The sequence below is a fragment of the Microbacterium deferens genome (assembly GCF_045517775.1).
In the GTDB taxonomy this organism is placed as follows: domain Bacteria; phylum Actinomycetota; class Actinomycetes; order Actinomycetales; family Microbacteriaceae; genus Microbacterium.
Map to the genome: position 1 here is coordinate 584,923 of NZ_JBEUWT010000001.1, position 17,374 is coordinate 602,296.

The 17,374-nt window shown below is 69.6% G+C and carries 20 protein-coding genes; 7 read left to right on the forward strand and 13 right to left on the reverse strand.

The features are described 5' to 3' along the window. The first annotated feature begins 2 nt into the window (after positions 1-2). The gene (locus tag ABTU82_RS02900; RefSeq protein WP_116646189.1) at positions 3-1,385 is read left to right on the forward strand and encodes an SPFH domain-containing protein; all 1,383 of its coding nucleotides are present in this window, start codon (positions 3-5) and stop codon (positions 1,383-1,385) included. 141 nt (positions 1,386-1,526) lie between these two features. Here the strand turns inward: ABTU82_RS02900 and ABTU82_RS02905 are convergent, their stop codons facing one another. After that, a complete protein-coding gene (locus ABTU82_RS02905) occupies positions 1,527-2,246 on the reverse strand; it encodes a formylglycine-generating enzyme family protein (RefSeq protein ID WP_205781198.1) in 720 nt (239 codons plus the stop codon). Positions 2,247-2,309: 63 nt separating this feature from the next. On the opposite strand from ABTU82_RS02905, the gene ABTU82_RS02910 reads away from it, so the two are divergent. Then, the gene (locus ABTU82_RS02910; RefSeq protein ID WP_116646188.1) at positions 2,310-2,660 is read left to right on the forward strand and encodes a LysR family transcriptional regulator; all 351 of its coding nucleotides are present in this window, start codon (positions 2,310-2,312) and stop codon (positions 2,658-2,660) included. A gap of 28 nt (positions 2,661-2,688) precedes the next feature. On the opposite strand, the gene ABTU82_RS02915 is transcribed toward ABTU82_RS02910, so the two are convergent. Then, the gene (locus tag ABTU82_RS02915; RefSeq protein WP_407171641.1) at positions 2,689-4,338 is read right to left on the reverse strand and encodes an ABC-F family ATP-binding cassette domain-containing protein; all 1,650 of its coding nucleotides are present in this window, start codon (positions 4,336-4,338) and stop codon (positions 2,689-2,691) included. Between the two features lie 33 nt (positions 4,339-4,371). Beyond that, positions 4,372-5,151, reverse strand: a complete 780-nt coding sequence (locus ABTU82_RS02920; RefSeq protein ID WP_407171644.1) for an alpha/beta fold hydrolase — start codon at positions 5,149-5,151, stop codon at positions 4,372-4,374. Between the two features lie 269 nt (positions 5,152-5,420). Here ABTU82_RS02920 and ABTU82_RS02925 point away from each other — a divergent pair, with 269 nt between their 5' ends. Continuing rightward, positions 5,421-6,074: a histidine phosphatase family protein gene (locus ABTU82_RS02925; protein ID WP_116646776.1), complete on the forward strand. Its 654-nt coding sequence runs from the start codon at positions 5,421-5,423 to the stop codon at positions 6,072-6,074. A 30-nt stretch (positions 6,075-6,104) separates the two neighbouring features. Here ABTU82_RS02925 and ABTU82_RS02930 read toward each other — a convergent pair whose 3' ends face one another. After that, positions 6,105-6,527 (reverse strand): DUF2000 family protein, encoded by a 423-nt coding sequence (locus tag ABTU82_RS02930; RefSeq protein WP_407171646.1) that lies wholly within the window; start codon positions 6,525-6,527, stop codon positions 6,105-6,107. 97 nt (positions 6,528-6,624) lie between these two features. Here ABTU82_RS02930 and ABTU82_RS02935 point away from each other — a divergent pair, with 97 nt between their 5' ends. Further along, positions 6,625-7,365, forward strand: a complete 741-nt coding sequence (locus tag ABTU82_RS02935) for a helix-turn-helix transcriptional regulator (RefSeq protein ID WP_407171648.1) — start codon at positions 6,625-6,627, stop codon at positions 7,363-7,365. On the opposite strand, the gene ABTU82_RS02940 is transcribed toward ABTU82_RS02935, so the two are convergent. The 4 genes from ABTU82_RS02940 to ABTU82_RS02955 form a co-directional block, all read right to left on the reverse strand. Next, positions 7,348-8,343 (reverse strand): GNAT family N-acetyltransferase, encoded by a 996-nt coding sequence (locus tag ABTU82_RS02940; RefSeq protein WP_407171650.1) that lies wholly within the window; start codon positions 8,341-8,343, stop codon positions 7,348-7,350. The genes ABTU82_RS02935 and ABTU82_RS02940 overlap by 18 nt on opposite strands. Before the next feature lie 63 nt (positions 8,344-8,406). Then, on the reverse strand, positions 8,407-8,865 hold the full coding sequence (locus ABTU82_RS02945) for a DUF4262 domain-containing protein (RefSeq protein WP_133241689.1): 459 nt from the start codon (positions 8,863-8,865) through the stop codon (positions 8,407-8,409). A 35-nt stretch (positions 8,866-8,900) separates the two neighbouring features. Continuing rightward, complete coding sequence (gene ychF, locus ABTU82_RS02950; protein WP_116646182.1) at positions 8,901-9,974, reverse strand: redox-regulated ATPase YchF; 1,074 nt, start codon at positions 9,972-9,974, stop codon at positions 8,901-8,903. Positions 9,975-10,035: 61 nt separating this feature from the next. Continuing rightward, positions 10,036-10,785 carry a class I SAM-dependent methyltransferase gene (locus ABTU82_RS02955; protein WP_407171654.1) on the reverse strand — a complete coding sequence of 250 codons (750 nt, stop codon included), beginning with the start codon at positions 10,783-10,785 and terminating at the stop codon, positions 10,036-10,038. A gap of 161 nt (positions 10,786-10,946) precedes the next feature. Here ABTU82_RS02955 and ABTU82_RS02960 point away from each other — a divergent pair, with 161 nt between their 5' ends. Further along, positions 10,947-11,552 (forward strand): exonuclease domain-containing protein, encoded by a 606-nt coding sequence (locus ABTU82_RS02960; RefSeq protein WP_407171656.1) that lies wholly within the window; start codon positions 10,947-10,949, stop codon positions 11,550-11,552. 33 nt (positions 11,553-11,585) lie between these two features. Then, positions 11,586-12,866 carry a DNA recombination protein RmuC gene (locus ABTU82_RS02965; RefSeq protein ID WP_407171658.1) on the forward strand — a complete coding sequence of 427 codons (1,281 nt, stop codon included), beginning with the start codon at positions 11,586-11,588 and terminating at the stop codon, positions 12,864-12,866. A gap of 37 nt (positions 12,867-12,903) precedes the next feature. On the opposite strand, the gene ABTU82_RS02970 is transcribed toward ABTU82_RS02965, so the two are convergent. Next, on the reverse strand, positions 12,904-13,155 hold the full coding sequence (locus ABTU82_RS02970) for a UDP-N-acetylmuramyl pentapeptide phosphotransferase (protein ID WP_116646774.1): 252 nt from the start codon (positions 13,153-13,155) through the stop codon (positions 12,904-12,906). A gap of 151 nt (positions 13,156-13,306) precedes the next feature. After that, positions 13,307-14,296 (reverse strand): class II fructose-bisphosphatase, encoded by a 990-nt coding sequence (glpX, locus tag ABTU82_RS02975; RefSeq protein ID WP_116646178.1) that lies wholly within the window; start codon positions 14,294-14,296, stop codon positions 13,307-13,309. A gap of 186 nt (positions 14,297-14,482) precedes the next feature. Here glpX and fbaA point away from each other — a divergent pair, with 186 nt between their 5' ends. Beyond that, on the forward strand, positions 14,483-15,514 hold the full coding sequence (gene fbaA, locus ABTU82_RS02980) for a class II fructose-bisphosphate aldolase (RefSeq protein ID WP_116646177.1): 1,032 nt from the start codon (positions 14,483-14,485) through the stop codon (positions 15,512-15,514). Between the two features lie 99 nt (positions 15,515-15,613). On the opposite strand, the gene ABTU82_RS02985 is transcribed toward fbaA, so the two are convergent. Genes ABTU82_RS02985 through ABTU82_RS02995 form a run of 3 tightly spaced genes read right to left on the reverse strand, consistent with a single transcriptional unit; the run spans position 15,614 to position 17,373 of the window. Next, the gene (locus tag ABTU82_RS02985; protein WP_116646176.1) at positions 15,614-16,162 is read right to left on the reverse strand and encodes an MOSC domain-containing protein; all 549 of its coding nucleotides are present in this window, start codon (positions 16,160-16,162) and stop codon (positions 15,614-15,616) included. A gap of 30 nt (positions 16,163-16,192) precedes the next feature. After that, positions 16,193-16,870 (reverse strand): zf-HC2 domain-containing protein, encoded by a 678-nt coding sequence (locus tag ABTU82_RS02990; RefSeq protein ID WP_116646175.1) that lies wholly within the window; start codon positions 16,868-16,870, stop codon positions 16,193-16,195. Continuing rightward, positions 16,867-17,373 (reverse strand): sigma-70 family RNA polymerase sigma factor, encoded by a 507-nt coding sequence (locus ABTU82_RS02995; protein ID WP_116646174.1) that lies wholly within the window; start codon positions 17,371-17,373, stop codon positions 16,867-16,869. Before ABTU82_RS02995 ends, ABTU82_RS02990 begins: the two co-directional genes overlap by 4 nt. Position 17,374: the final 1 nt, after the last annotated feature.

The following is a 17,374-nucleotide window of genomic DNA, read 5'->3' on the forward strand; positions in this document are numbered from 1 at the left end:
CCATGGAAATCGCAGGAATCGGAATTCTGGTTCTGATCGGAGTCGGGGTGGCGCTCGTCGCCCTGATCCTCATCGCCCTCCTGATCCGCGCGTGGTACCGCGTAGCGAAGGCCGACGAAGCCCTCGTCATCGTCGGTAAGCGTCAGCGCAGCACCGACGGCGTGACCTCGTCGCGCATCACCGTCATCACCGGCGGCGGCGCCATCGTCAACCCGCTCACGCAGCGCGCCGAGATGATCTCGCTGCGCGCCCGCCAGATCAAGATGGAGCCCACCGCTCAGTCGTCGACGGGTGTCACGGTCAACGTGAGCGGCGTCGCCCTCGTGAAGATCGGCTCCGACCCCGAGTCGGTGCGCCGAGCCGCCGAGCGCTTCGCCTCGCAGGACAAAGCCATCGAACAGTTCACCACCGAGCAGCTCGAGGGCGCACTGCGCGGCGTGGTCGCCACGCTGACCGTCGAAGAGCTCATGCGCGACAGGCAGCGCCTGTCGGATCAGATCGCCGAGGGCATCAAGCAAGACCTCTCGTCACAGGGTCTGATCCTCGACTCGTTCCAGATCCAGGGCATCACCGACCTGAACGGCTACATCTCCGCGCTCGGTGCGACCGAGGTCGAGCGCGTGAAGCGCGAAGCCGAGGTGGCCCGCATCAACGCCGTCCGCGAGATCCGGGCCCGCCAGATCGCAACCGACGAGGCGAACCTGATCGAGCAGACCGCGCTCGACAAGAACAACGCCGCCGCCAAGGCCGAGGTCGGCCGCGCAAACGCCGAGGCCGAGCAGGCAGAGGCCCTCGCCCGTGCCGAGCGTCAGCAGGCGGTGCTCGTCCAAGAGGCGCAGAACACCCAGGCCCGCCTGGAGTCCGAGGTCAGCCGCGTCGCCGACGCCGACCTCTACCAGCGCAAGCAGGAGGCCGACGCCGAGGCGTACGCCCAGGTCAAGGCCGCCGAGGCGCGGGCGCAGATCGCCGCGCAGGAAGCTACGGCCGTTCGACTCAAGGCGGAGGCCGACGCCGACGCTCTGCGCCTGACCGGTGAGGCTCGAGCCGCAGCGATCAGCGCCGAGGCCGAGGCGCTCTCGCTGAACCAGCAGGCGCTCCTCGCTCAGCGGGCGCTCGAGACGCTCGTGCCGATGATGACCGAGTTCGCCAAGGGCTACGACAAGGTCGGTTCGATCACCGTGCTCGGTGGCGAAGGCGCCAGCGGACACCTCGCGACCGAGTCGGCGACGGGGCTTCGCGCATCGTTCGACGCGGTCCGCGCCGCGACCGGAATCGACCTGACCGCCATCATCCAGGGCCGAGCGGTCGGAGAGGCGTTCGCCGATGCGTCTGCCCGCCGTCCGGGCGAAGCACCGGAGGCGGCTCCCGCCCCGGCCGACGCCTGAGAGCAGGTCGGCTCGAAAGTCGGGCAACCCTCGCCGCCCAGGAGGGGGCGTCCTTTGAGAAGGGGCAGTGAGGGTTGCCCAACTCGGAATACTCTAGTGTCTTGTCCCCCATATGGGGGACACGGACGGCTGTGAGATTCGTTAGTGCGGGTCTGCGGCCGCGCCCCGTTCGGCATCCAGCGCCGCCGACCACCCCTGCGCAGCATCCGTGCCGTCGAATCCGCCCCTCGCGAGACGGAATCCGACGTCGTCCTGGCCCGTGCGAGGATGCCCACCGCGGCGGGTCGACGCGCGTACCGTCCACGAGTCGTCAGCGAACCCGCCGCCTCGGAATACCCGATAGTCGCCGTAGCGTGCAGGATCGAGCAGATCCCAGCACCATTCCCACGCGTTGCCGAGCGTGTCGAAGAGCCCGTTGAGGTTCGGATGCTTCGCGCCCACGTCTTGCGGAGTCGTCACCCCGTCCGCGCTCGTCCATGCGACCTCACGCAGCGGGCCGTAGTGCGAGCCCGTCGAACCGGCGCGGCAGGCGAACTCCCATTCCGCCTCGGTCGGTAGCCGGAAGCCGTCGGAATCGACGTGCCAGGTCACCTCTTCACCCTCGAACGAATAGGCGGGGTCGAGTCCCTCCCACTCCGAGGCCGCATTGCAGAACCGGATCGCGCGCAGCCAGCTCACCCCCGTCGCGGGCCGTCGCGGGTCGGGTGAGGGTGCGCTGATGATCTCGGACAGCTGCTCCTGGGTAACCGGGTAGACGCCGATCTCGAACGGTTCGAGCTCCACCGTCCACCGTCGTTCGAGGCGGGCGTCGTACAGAACGACAGCCCCTCCGCCGATCCGGGCCATCTCGATGTCTGTCACCTCGGCAGTCTGCCACGCGGCCCCGGGATCGGGGCGGGGCGGTCGCCAGGCTAGATTCGAGAGGTGAGCCGTCTCAAGTCCCTCGTGCGGTTCGTCGCCGCCGCAGAAGAGCTGCACTTCCCTCGCGCCGCGGAATCGCTCGGCATCTCGCTCCCCGCGCTCTACTCGGCGATCCAGAAGCTCGAGAACGAGATCGGGCACCCCCTCTTCACACGCGCGAACGGCAAGACGACACTCACACCCGCCGGCGAGCTGTTCCTCGACGAGGCCCGCCGGCAGATCGCCGAGACCCCCGTGTCGTCGGGCAACGTGCCCGCACCCGCGGGTGGCAAGGCGAAGGCGTCGAAGGGAACGGGCCGAGCTCCCGTGGTCAAAGGACAGCCGAAGCCGTTCAAGAAGCGCCAGGGGCGCTGACGGCGTCCGTCCCTCGCGACCCGCGGTCTCAGGCTTCGGTGAGCCGACCGGCGTCGACGTGCCAGTGGCGGTCGGTCTGCACCGCGTCCAGCATCCGCCTGTCGTGCGTGACCAGCAGCAGGGTTCCGTCGTACGACTCCAGCGCCTGCTCGAGCTGCTCGATCGCCGGCAGGTCGAGGTGGTTCGTCGGCTCGTCGAGCACCAGCACGTTCACGCCCCGCGCTTGCAGCAGCGCCAACCCCGCGCGCGTGCGCTCGCCCGGCGACAGCTCGTCGACCGGACGGTTGACGTGGTCCGCCTTGAGCCCGAACTTCGCCAGAAGCGTGCGCACGTCCGCCGACCCCATCTCGGGTACGAACGCCTCGAAGGCGATGGCCAACGGCTGGGTGCCTGCCAAGAGGGAACGAGCCTGGTCGATCTCCCCGATGCGCACGTTGGCGCCGAGACCGGCCGTTCCTTCGGTGGGCTCCTGACGGCCCAGGAGCGCCCTGAGCAGCGTCGACTTGCCGGCGCCGTTGGGCCCCGTGATGCCGATCCGCTCCCCCGCGTTGACCTGCACCGACACCGGACCGAGCGTGAACGGCCCCTGCGTGAAGACCGCTGAACTCAACGTCGACACCACCGAACTCGACCGCGGCGCCGCACCGATCGTGAACTCGAGCTGCCACTCCTTGCGCGGCTCCTCGACCTCATCGAGGCGGGCGATGCGACTCTCCATCTGGCGCACTTTCTGCGCCTGCTTCTCGCTCGACTCCGTCGCGGCCTTCCGCCGAATCTTGTCGTTGTCGGGCGCCTTCTTCATCGCGTTGCGCACGCCCTGGCTCGACCACTCGCGCTGAGTGCGCGCGCGGGCGACGAGATCGGCCTTCTTGTCGGCGAACTCGTCGTACTTCTCGCGCGCGTGACGTCGCACCGTCGCGCGCTCCTCGAGGTATGCGTCGTACCCGCCGCCGAACACACGGTTCGACCCCTGGGCGAGATCGAGCTCGAGCACCCGCGTGACGCACCGCGCGAGGAACTCCCGGTCGTGGCTGACGAGCGCGACGCCGCCCCGCAGGCCGCGCACGAAGGCTTCGAGCCGCTCCAGACCGTCGAGGTCGAGGTCGTTCGTGGGCTCGTCGAGAAGGGCGATGTCGAACCGCGACAGCAGCAGGGCCGCGAGTCCGACCCGCGCCGCCTGACCGCCCGACAGCGACGTCATCTCTGTCTCGCTCGCGAGATCGAGGCCGAGGTCGGCGAGCACCGCGGGGATCCGCTCGTCCAGATCGGCCGCGCCGCTCGCCAGCCACCGCTCCAGCGCCGCCGAGTAGACGTCGGCAGGGTCGGCACCGTCCGGGGGCGACGGATCGGCGAGCGCGGCGGCCGCAGCATCCATCTCGTCCGTCGCCCGCGTGCAGCCGGTGCGGCGTCCGATGTACTGCGCGACCGTCTCACCGGGGACGCGTTCGTGCTCCTGCGGCAGCCACCCGACGAAGGCGTCGGTGGGCGCGAGGGTGATGGTGCCGGCCTGCGGTTCGTCCACCCCGGCGAGAAGACGCAGCAGCGTGGACTTGCCGGCGCCGTTCGCCCCGACGACGCCCACGACGTCGCCCGGGGCGATGGTGAGGTCGAGCGCGTCGAAGAGCGTGCGGTGGCCGTAGCCGCCGGCCACACCGCGAGCCACGAGTGTCGCGGTCATCTTGTGTCCTGTCGTCCGTGTCGGAGGGGCGGGTCAATCCCAGCCGAGGTAGTCCTCGATCTCGGCGCCGATCTCGCCCGGGTGCGTGATCACCGCGAGGTACCCGCCGCCCTCGATGCTCGCAAGGCTCGCCCGCGTCGGGGCCGTCGCCCGCAGCTTCTCGGCCGTCTCGGGAAGATCGATGCGGTCGTGCGTGCCCTGGATGATGTTCACCGGAATGCGCTCGGCCAGCGGCTCCCAGTCCTCGACGGGGGTCGCCGCCCGTGCGGCCGCCTGCAGCGCGCGCGCATCGTCGTCGCGCAGGCGCGAGAAGACGTTCCATGCGAAGCCCGCGTCGACCGCCTCGCCCGCGAGAACGCGGATGGCGTCTCCCGCCTCGGCCGCCGTCTCTGCAGCGAAGGCTGAATCGAGAGCGGCGGACGCGTCGGCGGAGACGGGTTCGGATCCCTCGACGCCGAGCAGCACGAGGCCCTCGACGCGGTCGGCGTGGTCGCGGGCGATCACGCGCGCGAGCGTGCTGCCGAAGCCGTGGCCGCCGATCCAGGCCTGACCGATGCCGAGGTGGTCGAGTACGTCGACGACGTCCCGGCCGAGGTCGTGGAGGGTGACCGGGGCGGTGTCGGGCGACTGCGCGCGCACGCCGATGCGGAGGATGCGGAAGCCCTCCTCCTCGAGCACGTGCGCGAGCGTGCCGAGCGAGGCGATGCTCAGACCCTGACCGGGCAGGAGCACGAGCAGGTGCCCTTCGCCCTCGTCGACGAAGGGGATGGAACGGCCGTCGGGTTCGAAGGTCTGCGGGGCACTGATCGTCATGCCTCCATTCTCCCCGACCGCCGGGCCCGGTGACGGACGCCGGCCACCGGACCTGCTCCTCCTTCCGACCAGAACGCCCGACCGGCCGCCCGAGCAGAACGTCCGACCAGAACGCAGGATGGATGCCGGTCTGCCGGGTGCGCTACCCCGGAAACATGCGGATGCCGCCACCGCGGCGCACCATCCATCCTGAGTTATGGCCGGGCGAGTGAGAGCGCCCGCCCGATCGGCGCCGTTCTCGCCCCGGCGGACAGTACGGTTGCGGTGTGATCACCAACGACCCGCTGCCCGACCGGCCCGCACCCGACAACCCCTCGGGCAAGCTCGTTCTCCTCCGCCACGGCGAGACCGAGTGGTCCAAGAGCGGCAAGCACACCGGACTCACCGACATCCCCCTCACCGCTCGCGGCGAGGACCTCGCCCGCGGCGCCGGCCGTCTGGTTGCGGGGTACGACTTCTCGCTGGTGCTGACCTCTCCGCTCGAGCGCGCGCGACGCACCGCCGAGCTCGCAGGCCTGCACCCCGAGATCGACCCGCTGCTCGTCGAATGGGACTACGGCGGGTACGAGGGGCGCACGACGCGCGAGATCCGCGAAGAGCTCGGTTACAACTGGAGCGCCTTCACCCACGGCGTGATCCGTGGGGAGACGCCGGGCGAGACGGTCGAAGAGGTCGCCGGACGCGCCTCGCGGGTGCTCACCCGGGTGCTCCCCGCGATGGTCGACGGCGACGTGGCACTCGTGGCCCACGGCCACTTCCTCCGCATCCTGACCGCCGTTTTCCTGCGCATGGCGCCGCGTTTCGGGGCTCAGATCACCCTGGATGCCGGATCGGTGTCGGTTCTGAGCTTCTACCGCGAGCAGCCCGCCATCATGTCGTGGAACTACGGACTCGAGCTCCCCCTGGAGCCCTCGGAGTCCTGACCGCCGCGCGGTGAGCTCGTCCCCCGTGTCTCACCGGTGGCGGGGAACACCCTTCAGGATGCGATCCACGGCGTTCTTCGACCCGTGGACGGCCACACCCACGAGGTCGAGGTCGACACCGGCGGATGCGGCGACGACCTCGCGGTTCGCCGCGTCGTGGGTCGTACCGAACATCCGCCGGTCGTAGACCGACACGCGGAGGTCACGCGTGACGGCTCTCGCTCTCACACCCTGCAGCACCTCCCCGTCCCCTTCCCAGACGATGACGGGCTGTCCGAAGATCGCCAGATACTCGGTGCCATCCGCATCGACGTACGGCTCGCCGAGCAGGGCGGTGTCAGCGGCGACGCCGCTCGCGAGGAACGCGGCCACGTTGACGCTCTGCCACGGCTCGAGATCGTCGCGGAGGATGAGGGCGATGCGGGTGGGAAAGCGCACGGGTTCGTCGGTCATGGCTCCACGATCCGGCACGGGGGCGGGCGGAGTCTTGTACGTTTCTCGCATGGCGGAGCTCACACAGATGCATGTGTGGCCATCGGAGGTGCCCGGGGTGAGAGAAGTCCTCCACGCCCGGATGACGACCCACGCCTATCCGTTGCACGCCCACGCCGACTGGGCGCTCATGCTGGTCGACGAAGGCGCGGTGGTCTACACCCTGGGCGGCCGAGCGCATATCGCCGACAACGCCGCCGCGACTCTGCTTCCGCCGGGAGTCGCTCACGACGGACGCGCTGCTCCCGGCGCGGCGGGCTTCGCCAAGCGCGTGGCGTATCTCGACGCGTCGTGGGCCTCTCGGTCCGGAATCGGCGCCATCGTCGACCAGCCCACTCGTGTCGATCTCCTGACTGCCACGCGCCGCGCACATCGGGCGTTGGCGACCCCCGGCGAAGGGCTCGCCGCGGAACAAGCCCTCATCGAACTTTCGGATGCTGTGGCCTCGCGAGCCGACGACACCGGTCGGTCGTTCCGCGACCATGGCCTTGCCCGCCGTCTCCGCGAGCTTCTCGAGGCACGACTGCCCGGCGCCGTGTCACTCGCGGAGGCGAGCGATCTGCTGAACAGTCATCCCAGCCATCTCTCGAGGTCGTTCGTCGCGGCCTTCGGCCTCCCGCCCCATCGTTACGTCACCGGACGACGAGTCGACCTCGCACGCCAACTCCTCATCAGCGGGCATCGCCCCGCGCGCGCAGCCGCGCAGGCGGGATTCCACGATCAAGCGCACCTCACGAGACACTTCGTGAAACTGCTGGGCACCACGCCCGCCCGTTTCCGCTCATCCCTCGCGCGCTGACCCGCGTACTGGGCCCGGTCGTGCGGATGAATGCCACCATGAATGGACTCGCGACGTGAAGTCGAGTTCAGCCAAGGGCGATTCCGGGGAGAGTCCATAGTCGCGTCGGAGCTTCTCCGTCAGTGACCGGCTCAGTTCTTCCGGGGTCATGCCGCTCGACAGCCAGACGCGCATCGGGCTCACCAGGTCGTCGTACTCTTCGTCATCCTCGGGCCGGTCGTCTTCGTCCTCGTACACACCGAGCACGTCCCAAGTCTGGAAGATGTCCGCCAGCGCGAGGGACGTCGCATCGAATCCGTCTCGAAGCCGTCGCCGCATTGTGACGCCTTCCGTCCCCAGAACGCCCCCTCGGTCATCGGGGCGGAGCTCCACCGGATTCTCGTCCTGCGGCCCATCGACGCGCACGTCTGAGCGGGCGTCGTCATCCGCGGGCGAACGCCTCTTCTCGAACGCGAACATCAGATCCGCACCGGATGCCTCCCCCGCGCTCCCGGCTCGAGGAGGTTCGCTCGGATCGGGGTGGCCCGGGTGGAAGAACTCGACGATGTGGAAGCCGCACGTGTTGACGTAGAAGTGGATGTTCCTCGTGTCTTCGTACGGGGTCAGGGTTCTCCAGACCTCGACCGCGGGATAGCGGGCCTCGATGCAGGCCCACACCCTCTTGCCGAGGCCCTTCCCCTGCTCGGCTGTGTCGATGAACAGCAGGTCCAGAGATGCTCGGCGCCCGTCTTCGCCGATCGCGACGACGGCGCCGCCCACGCGTCTGCCATCTTGTCGGACGTCCCACGTTGCGGCACCCGGCTGATCCATCGACTGACGGATCTCCGCTTCGGAGATCACCGGCTCGTCGGATTCGTTCCCGAAGGCCGCCGCACCGGCATCGAAGGCGGCCTGCAGGCGCGTGATGAAACCCGGACGATCAGAGGTCTCGAGCGGATGCAGCACAGGAGCGGTCACGTCGACACCCACACCGCTCATGCCCTGCCTCGTGTCCGCCAGTTGTTGAAGCGGAACTCCACCGGGTTACGCCACCGATGAGCATCACGGCGCACGATTCGGCCTCGGAGTTGGACCTAGGACCGGTTGTGCTTCTGGCGTATTGCGATAGCCGATATCCCACGGGAGATTGCCGCTCGAATCCGGCCACACCATTTGAAGTGCTTCGAAGTCGCCGAGCATCCTCTCAGCCGCCGTCAACCCGCGGCGGTCATCGACCCGGATAAGCGCCACCGAGCCCGACTCCGTAAGGGCATCTGTGCGATCGCCCGGTTGGAACGCTCCTCTCGATTCCTGTTCGTCCACCGCATTCCTGATGAAGACGTCAGCGACGTCTGCAGGCAGGCCGGTGATCAGGAGCTCGTCCCACCCTCTCGTCGTGAGACCAACCGTGTAGGAGAACGGTGCGGCAGACGCGATGCCGAGTACGTGTCTCACCGCCCAGCCGTACGTGTCGACCATTCGCTTCAAGTCGGCGAACGCGCGCTCGTTCGGGCTATCCATGACCCTGACCTTAGCGGCGCCCACCGCGCGGGATGTCAGTTGTTGAAGCGGAACTCCACGACGTCGCCGTCCTGCATGACGTAGTCCTTGCCCTCGAGACGAGCCTTGCCCTTCGCGCGGGCCTCGGCGACCGAGCCGAGCTCCAAAAGGTCGGCGAAGGAGATGACCTCGGCCTTGATGAAGCCCTTCTCGAAGTCGGTGTGGATGACGCCCGCCGCCTGCGGGGCCTTCGAGCCCTGCGGGATCGTCCACGCGCGCGCTTCCTTCGGACCCGCCGTCAGGTACGTCTGCAGTCCGAGGGTGGCGAAGCCGATGCGGGCGAGCTGGTCCAGGCCCGACTCGTCCTGACCGGTCGACGCGAGCAGCTCGGCGGCGTCCTCGGGGTCGAGGTCGATCAGCTCCGACTCGATCTTCGCGTCGAGGAACACGGCCTGGGCAGGAGCGACGAGGGCTGCGAGTTCGGCCTTGCGCGCAGCATCCGTCAGCACCGCCTCGTCGACGTTGAACACGAAGATGAAGGGCTTGGCGGTCAACAGGCCCAGCTCGCGGATCGGAGCCAGATCGATCGACGTGGCGGAGAGCACCTCGCCGCGCTGCAGCGCGTCGCGCGCGGCGGTGGCGGTCTCGAGCACGACGGGGTCGAGCTTCTTGCCGCGCACCTCTTTCTCGTACCGGGTGATGGCCTTCTCGAGCGTCTGGAGGTCGGCGAGCTGCAGCTCGGCGTTGATCGTCTCCATGTCGTTCTGCGGGTTGACCGCGCCGTCGACGTGCACGACGTCGCCGTCGGCGAATCCGCGCACGACCTGCGCGATCGCGTCGGCCTCTCGGATGTTCGCGAGGAACTGGTTGCCCAGCCCCTCGCCCTCGCTCGCGCCGCGCACGATGCCGGCGATGTCGACGAACGACACGGCGGCGGGCACGGTGCGCTCGCTCGAGAAGACCCCGGCGAGCTGGTCGAGCCGGGGGTCGGGGAGGTTCACCACGCCGACGTTCGGCTCGATCGTGGCGAACGGATAGTTCGCCGCGAGAACCGTGCTCTTCGTCAGAGCGTTGAACAGGGTGGACTTGCCCACATTGGGCAGTCCGACGATCGCGATGGTAAGAGCCACGGGCACCAAGTCTAGGCGGGCGGATGCTGCGCCCTCCGCCCGGTGCGTCAAGAGCGGTCCGTCAGGGGCGCAGGAAGCGAAACGCCTCCGTCGTGTACGGGAGCTCGACGACCGCGTCACCCGTCGCACCGATGTCGTCGAACAGCTCGCCGAGCTGCGCGGCCATGCGGGCGCGAGTGGCATCGTCGACCGTCGCCGAGTAGCTGCGCGAGCGCGCCATCGCGAACAGCGTCTCGCGCGTCATGGGTCGGCTCCACGTCCAGCGCCGATGCTCGAACTCGCCGAAGGGCGGGCCCACGGGAGGCGTCCCCTGAGCGAGCATGAGCTCGGCGTTGCTCGGCGTCATCACCTCGGTCATACGGCGCACCCAGTCGACGTTCTCGTCGCGCAGGTTCCAGACGAGCCCGAGCACTCCGCCGTCGCCGAGCACGCGCGCGGCCTCCGCGGAGGCGGCCTCCGGGTCGACCCAGTGCCACGCCTGCGCGACCAGAACCGCGTCGAGCGAGCCGTCGGGCAGCGGAAGCTTCTCGGCGGTGCCGACACGGGTCGGCACCCCGGCGACGTGGGCGCGCAGCGTGTCGAGCATCCGGGCGTCGGGATCGACCGCGACGACCTCCGCCCCCGCCGCCAGGGCAACGCGGGTGAGCTTGCCGGTTCCCGCACCCACGTCGGCCACCCGCGGCGTATGCCCGGAGCGACGGATGGGCTCCAGCATCCATTCGACCGCCTCGAGCGGGTAGTCGGGGCGACCGGCCTCGTAGGCGGCGGCTTCGGCCCCGAACGATCTCGACATCTCCGTGCGATCGGCCATGCATCGACCCTACGACCGACACACCTGCTTCAGAACGGACGTCGCGGGCCGCCCCGCGACGCGAACCGCCGCTTCCGCGCCTGCGGCGTCGTCCTGCCGGAGTTGTGTCGGCCCCGGCGCGCCTCCCCCGGGTGCCCACTCCGGCATCCGACCCTGGATCCGTGCCCCTGGACTTCACCGCTATCGATTTCGAGACGGCGAACTCCAGCAGTGCCTCGGCGTGCTCCGTGGGACTCACCCGAGTGCGCGACGGCGAGGTCGTCGCGACCGCGGGCTGGCTGATCAAGCCCCCGCCGGGCCACGACGAGTTCCTCGACTTCCACATCGGCATCCACGGCATCCGCCCCGAGCACTGCGCCGACGCCCTCGGCTGGTCCGAGCAACTCACGCCGTTGGCCGCCTTCGCCGGGGCCGACGTGCTCGTCGCGCACAACGCCGGGTTCGACATGGCCGTGCTGCGCCGGGCCTGCGAGGCGACGGGCGACGAGTGCCCGCCCTACCGCTACCTCTGCAGCCTGCAGCTCGCGCGCAAGACGTACGAGCTCCCGTCGTACCGGCTGCCCTTCGTCGCCGCCGAGGCGGGCTTCAGCGAGTTCGACCATCACGACGCCGTCGCCGACTCGCTCGCGTGCGCGCACATCGTCATCGACGCCGCGCGGCGAGCCGGTGTGAGCAACATCGCCGATCTCGCAGCATCCGCGGGCGTGCGCATGGGCCGGATCGCCATCGCCGAGCCCGCCGTTCCGGCCCTCTCCGCCGTGGCGTGACGCGATGTCGGAGGGCTGCGGCATCCTGACGACATGGACGCACCTGCTTTCCTCCTGACGCTGGTCGTATGCGTCGCCCTCGGTCTCGCCGCCGGTTTCGTCGTCGGCACGAGTCGCGCGAACGTGCGTGCGGTGCGCGATCAGGCGGATGCTGCGGCCCGGCTCGCCGCGGCTGACGCGGCCAGGATCGGTGTGCAGGCGCAGCTCGACCACCAGCAGCTGCTCTACCGCGACCTCGCGGGTCAGGCACGCGCCGATCAGGCCGCGCGCGAGGAACGCGAGCGTCGAGAGCAGACGGTGCTTCGGGCGCTCGCGCCCGTGCGCGACTCCCTCGAGACGATGCATCGCAAGGTCGAAGAACTGGAGCGCGAGCGCGGGATGCAGTTCGGATCGCTGAGCGAGCAGCTGCGGCGCGCGCACGAATCCGACGAGGCGCTGCGCTCCACGACCGAGGCCCTTGCGTCGGCGATGCGCTCGAGCAGCACCCGTGGCGTGTGGGGCGAGACCCAGCTCCGCCGCGTGGTCGAGGCGGCGGGCCTCATGCGGTACGTCGACTTCGATACACAGGCGACGATCTCGACGGTGGCCGGCGCGGGGCGTCCCGACATGATCGTGCGGCTCCCCGGCGATAAGACGCTCGCGATCGATGCGAAGGTGCCGTTCGACGCCTACCTCGAGGCGAGCGCGATCCCCTTCACCGCCCAGGGCGAAGAAGCCGCGCGACGCGCGTCGCTGCTCGACCGACACGCGCGGGCCGTGCGGGCGCACGTCGACGCCCTGGCGAAGAAGAGCTACTGGTCGGGCTTGGAATCGAGTCCCGAGTTCGTGGTGTGCTTCATCCCGAGCGAATCCCTCCTGTCCGCCGCACTCGAGCACGACCCGGCATTGCTCGACTACGCCTTCGGCAAGCGGGTCGCACTCGCATCACCGGTGAACCTCTGGGCCGTGCTCAAGACCGTGGCCTACACGTGGACGCAGCAGGACGTCTCGCAGGAGGCGCGGCAGCTCTTCGCCCTGGGCACCGAGATGTACGAGCGCATCGGCACCCTCGCCGGGCACGCCGACGACCTTCGCCGGGCGATCGAACGCACGGTCGACTCGTACAACAAGTTCGCGGGGTCGCTCGAGAGCCGCGTGCTCGTCAGCGCGCGCAAGTTCCCCGGTATCGACGACACACGCCTCGAGGCGGCGTCGGCCCCCGCGGTGATCGACCGCAGCACGCGCCGGTGGACGGCGCCCGAACTTCTCGACGGCCTCGACGATGCGGCGCCGTCGACCATCGCCGACCTCGGCGACCTTCGCGGACGGCTCTAGCGAGCCGACGTGGCGCCGATCGGCGCCACGGGAGAAATCAGCCTGCCCCGCCGGGCACGAAGCTCAGCAGCGAGATGACGGCGCCGGAGACGATCACGAACGCGCCGATCATCCACCAGACGCTGGGCTCGTGGCCCTCTTCCCGTCGCACGCGGAACAGCACGTCGGGCCGACGCGCGGGGTCGATCGGAGCTGCGACGGCGGCGGCTGCGGCGGCGTGTGCCACGGCGTCGGCGACGACGGCCTGGGCACCGGTCTGCGGTGCGGACTGGCTCGACTGAGCGGACATGTCCACTCCCCTCACGTCTGTGATCACGGAAGCATCGCCGTTGACACCGAGGTCAATTTTGCCATGCATCACCTGAACGAGTCGTCACGACTCGGTCACGACGGCGGGTCCGCGCGTCGATGCCGCACACGGGGCGGTCACAGAAGAGGCGTCAGAGCCACTTCGACGTGAGGTGTTCCGACGAGATCCACCGGAGGGTTCCCGAAGCTCCGCGCAGCACGACGCTCTCCGTATAGAGGAAGTCGCCCTCGCGGCGCACGCCCCCCACGAGCTGACCGTCCGTGACGCCGGTGGCCACGAAGATCGTGTTCTTGCCGCGGACGAGGTCATCGGCCTCGTAGACGTAGTCGTCGAACCTCAACCCGGCGTCGGCGCCCTTCTGGCGCTCCTCGTCGTCGCGCGGACGCAGTCGACCCTGGATGTGACCGCCGAGCGCTTTGATCGCGCACGCCGTCACGATGCCCTCGGGGCTTCCGCCGACCCCGACGCACATGTCGGTGCGCGCGTTGTGGCGCGCCGCGTTGATGCCGCCGGCGACGTCGCCGTCGCTCATCAGCCGGGTTCCGGCGCCGGCCTCCCGGATCTCCTGGATCAGCTGCTCGTGACGGGGGCGGTTGAGCACCGAGACGACCATCTCTTCAACGGGCTTGCCGAGCGCCTTCGACAGGAGGCGGATGTTCTCACCGATCGGCAGCCGGATGTCTACGACGCCGACGCCGGCCGGACCGGTGACGAGCTTGTCCATGTAGAACACCGTCGAGGCGTCGAGCATGCTGCCGGCATCGGAGACGGCGATGACCGACAGGGCGTTCTGACGCCCCGCGGCCGTGAGCGTCGTGCCGTCGATCGGGTCGACGGCGACATCGCACTGCGGTCCCCGCCCGCTGCCGACCTTCTCGCCGTTGTAGAGCATGGGGGCGTTGTCTTTCTCGCCCTCGCCGATCACGATCGTGCCGTCGAAATCGACGGTCGTGAAGAACGCCCGCATCGCGTCGACGGCGGCGCCGTCGGCGGCTTCCTTGTCTCCGCGACCGACGAACGGGACGGCGCGAATCGCCGCCGCCTCCGTCGCCCGAACGAGCTCGAGTGCGAGGTTGCGGTCGGGATGCAGCGGGCTCATGTCCGCGGTAAGGCTCACCATGCGGCCAGCCTACGCGGCATGATCGCACCGATCCGGAGAATTGACGTCGACAGAACGCGAAGGAATCGCAGTTCTTAACCACACAGCATCCGGCGTCGATCTGGTCGGGCTGGCGACCTCCCGGTGCGCCGCGGCCCCCTTCGCTAGGCTGAGCGAAGACCCCTGTCTAACCCAAGGAGCACGACTATGCCCGTCGCCACACCTGAGCAGTACGCCGACATGCTGGACCGCGCGAAGGCCGGCGGCTTCGCGTACCCGGCCATCAACGTGTCGAGCTCGCAGACCATCAACTCGGTCCTCCAGGGCCTCACCGAGGCCGGCTCCGACGGCATCCTCCAGGTGACCACCGGCGGCGCCGATTACTTCGCCGGTCAGAGCGTCAAGGCCCGCGCCACCGGCGCGCTGGCGTTCGCGAAGTTCGCTACCGAGGTCGCGAAGAACTACCCCATCACGGTCGCGCTCCACACCGACCACTGCCCGAAAGACGCCCTCCCCGGCTTCGTGCTCCCGCTCATCGAGGCGTCCGAAGAAGAGGTCCGCGCGGGGCGCAACCCCATCTTCCAGTCCCACATGTGGGACGGCTCGGCGGTGCCCCTCGACGAGAACATCCAGATCGCGAAAGACCTGCTTCCGCGCCTGAAGAACATCAACGCCATCCTCGAGATCGAGGTCGGCGTCGTCGGCGGCGAAGAGGACGGCGTTCAGCACGAGGGCTCGAACGAGGCTCTGTACACCACCGTCGCCGACGTGACCAAGGCCGTCGAGGCCCTCGGTCTCGGCGACCAGGGTCGCTACATCTCTGCCCTGACCTTCGGCAACGTGCACGGTGTCTACAAGCCCGGCGGCGTGAAGCTGCGTCCCGAGCTGCTCGGTGAGATCCAGGCCGGCATCGCCGAGCGCTTCGGCACCGGACCGAAGCCCCTCGACCTCGTCTTCCACGGCGGCAGCGGCTCGACCGACGAAGAGATCGCCCTCGCCGTGGCGAACGGTGTCATCAAGATGAACATCGACACCGACACGCAGTACGCCTTCACCCGCTCGATCGCCGGGTACATGCTCTCGAACTACGAGGGCGTCCTGAAGCTCGACGGCGAGGTCGGCAACAAGAAGCTGTACGACCCGCGTGCGTGGGGCAAGGTCGCAGAGTCGGCCATGGCCGTCCGCGTCGTCGAGGCGACCAAGCAGCTCGGCTCGCACGGCAAGTCCCTCGCCGCCTGACCCGATCCGCAGCATCCGCGAGACCTGTTCCGCGCGGCGAGACCCCGACATTCTGCGGGAGTCTCGTCACGCAGGACGGGTCTCGCGGTCGTTTCGGTCTCAGGCGCCGCGGTAGCCGTCGAGCAGCGCGGGTGCGCCGGCCGGCGCGGCGACCACGACGATCTCGTCACCGGCACGGATGCTGCCCGCCCGCCGCACGCGCAGGTACGGCCCCAGGCGGCGCTCGGCGTCGAAGCGCTTCACCCAGCCGCGCGCGGCGCTGCCGCCCACCCACCGGGCGAACGTCGCGCAGGGCGTGCGCGGCATCGTCACCTGCACCTCGAGGCGGTCGCCGATGCGCCAGACCTCGCCGATGCGCGCCGCGTTGACGTCGAGTCCCTCGACACGCAGGTTCTCGCCGAACCAGCCGGGCGGCAGTGCCCGGCCCAGTTCGCGCTCCCAGAACTCGGCGTCTTCCTGCGCGTAGGCGTAGAGCGCTTTGTCGTGACCGCCGTGGTGCTTACGGCTCGCCTGCACGTCGCCGCGCACACCGAAGGGCCCGACCTTCACCGCGCCGTCGAGCGGGCGCTTGTCGATCGCGGTGACGCCGAGCGACCCCGAATCAGGACGCAGCTGATGCACGGCGCAGACGGCGAGGAGTCGGGGCATCGCACGATCCTACGACCCCGCGAGTGCGGCTCAGCGATCGGCCTCGTAGCGCATGAGCACGTGCTCGCCGGTGATCGTGCGGATCTCCACCGCCCCGATGTCGCCGACGCCCAGGTCGGTCCCCGCGCTCAGCTGCGTGGTCGACCCGGGTTCCGCCCGCCAGGTCGAGAGGGTCGTCGACGCGCCGTTCGCATCGACGACGGCGAGCGCGTACGGCCACCCGCCCTCGGGCGCATCGAGCACTTCGCCGCTGTATCGGCAGACCAGGTCGATCTGGGTTCCCCACGCGGCGTCCGTGAGCCGGACGGATGCTTCGAGGGGCGCGTTGGCGAGGTCTTCCAGGGCATAGACGCTCCCCTGCTGCGAAGCACTCTCGATCGTCAACGGAACGGCGACGGCTGCGACGACGATTGCTGCGGCCGCGACGCCCGCGCCCACCCACCACCCCCGCCGACGGCGTGCGCGGCGACCCGCGATCGAAACGAGCTGCGCGCGGCGCGCAGCATCCGGCTCCTCGTCGCGCTCGGTCAGCGGCGGCGCGGCGATCCGCGACAGCAGGCCGACGGTGGGGGCGACCTCGCCGACCGCGCGCGTGCATTCGGCGCACTCCGCCAGGTGGTCTTCGTAGTCGCGTCGGTCGGATGCCGACAGGGCGCCCAGCACGTAGGCGGCGTCCCATTCCGCGAAGCGCGCGTGATCGGGGTTCATCGCGTGACTCCCTTCTCCTGCAGGGCGAGCTTCAGCGCTCGCAATCCATAGTGCAGCCGCGACTTGACCGTACCTTCGGGGATCCCGAGGGCGGCCGCGCACTGCGCGACGCTGCGGCCGCCGTAGTAGGCGGTCACGATCACGGCTCGATGATCGGCGCTGAGCGCCGCGAGGGCTTCCTCGATGAGCAGCGCGTCGAAGAGGGCGTCGGTGTCGTCGGAGGTCGCACGGTCGGGGATGTCGGCGACGGGGTTCTCATGCCGGCGCCGCGCGCTCCGCGCCTCGTCGACGACGAGGTTGCGGGCCACGGTGATCATCCACGAGCGGAGCGCGGCAGGGTCATCAGCCATGATGCGGGGCGTCCGCCAGGCGCGCAGCAGGGTCTCCTGCACGATGTCGTCGGCACCCGCACGATCACCCGTCAGCGATACCACGTACCGCCACACGGGGGCCGCGTGCGCGTCGTAGAGCGCCGCGAGCTGTTCCGCCTCGTCTGCACGCATC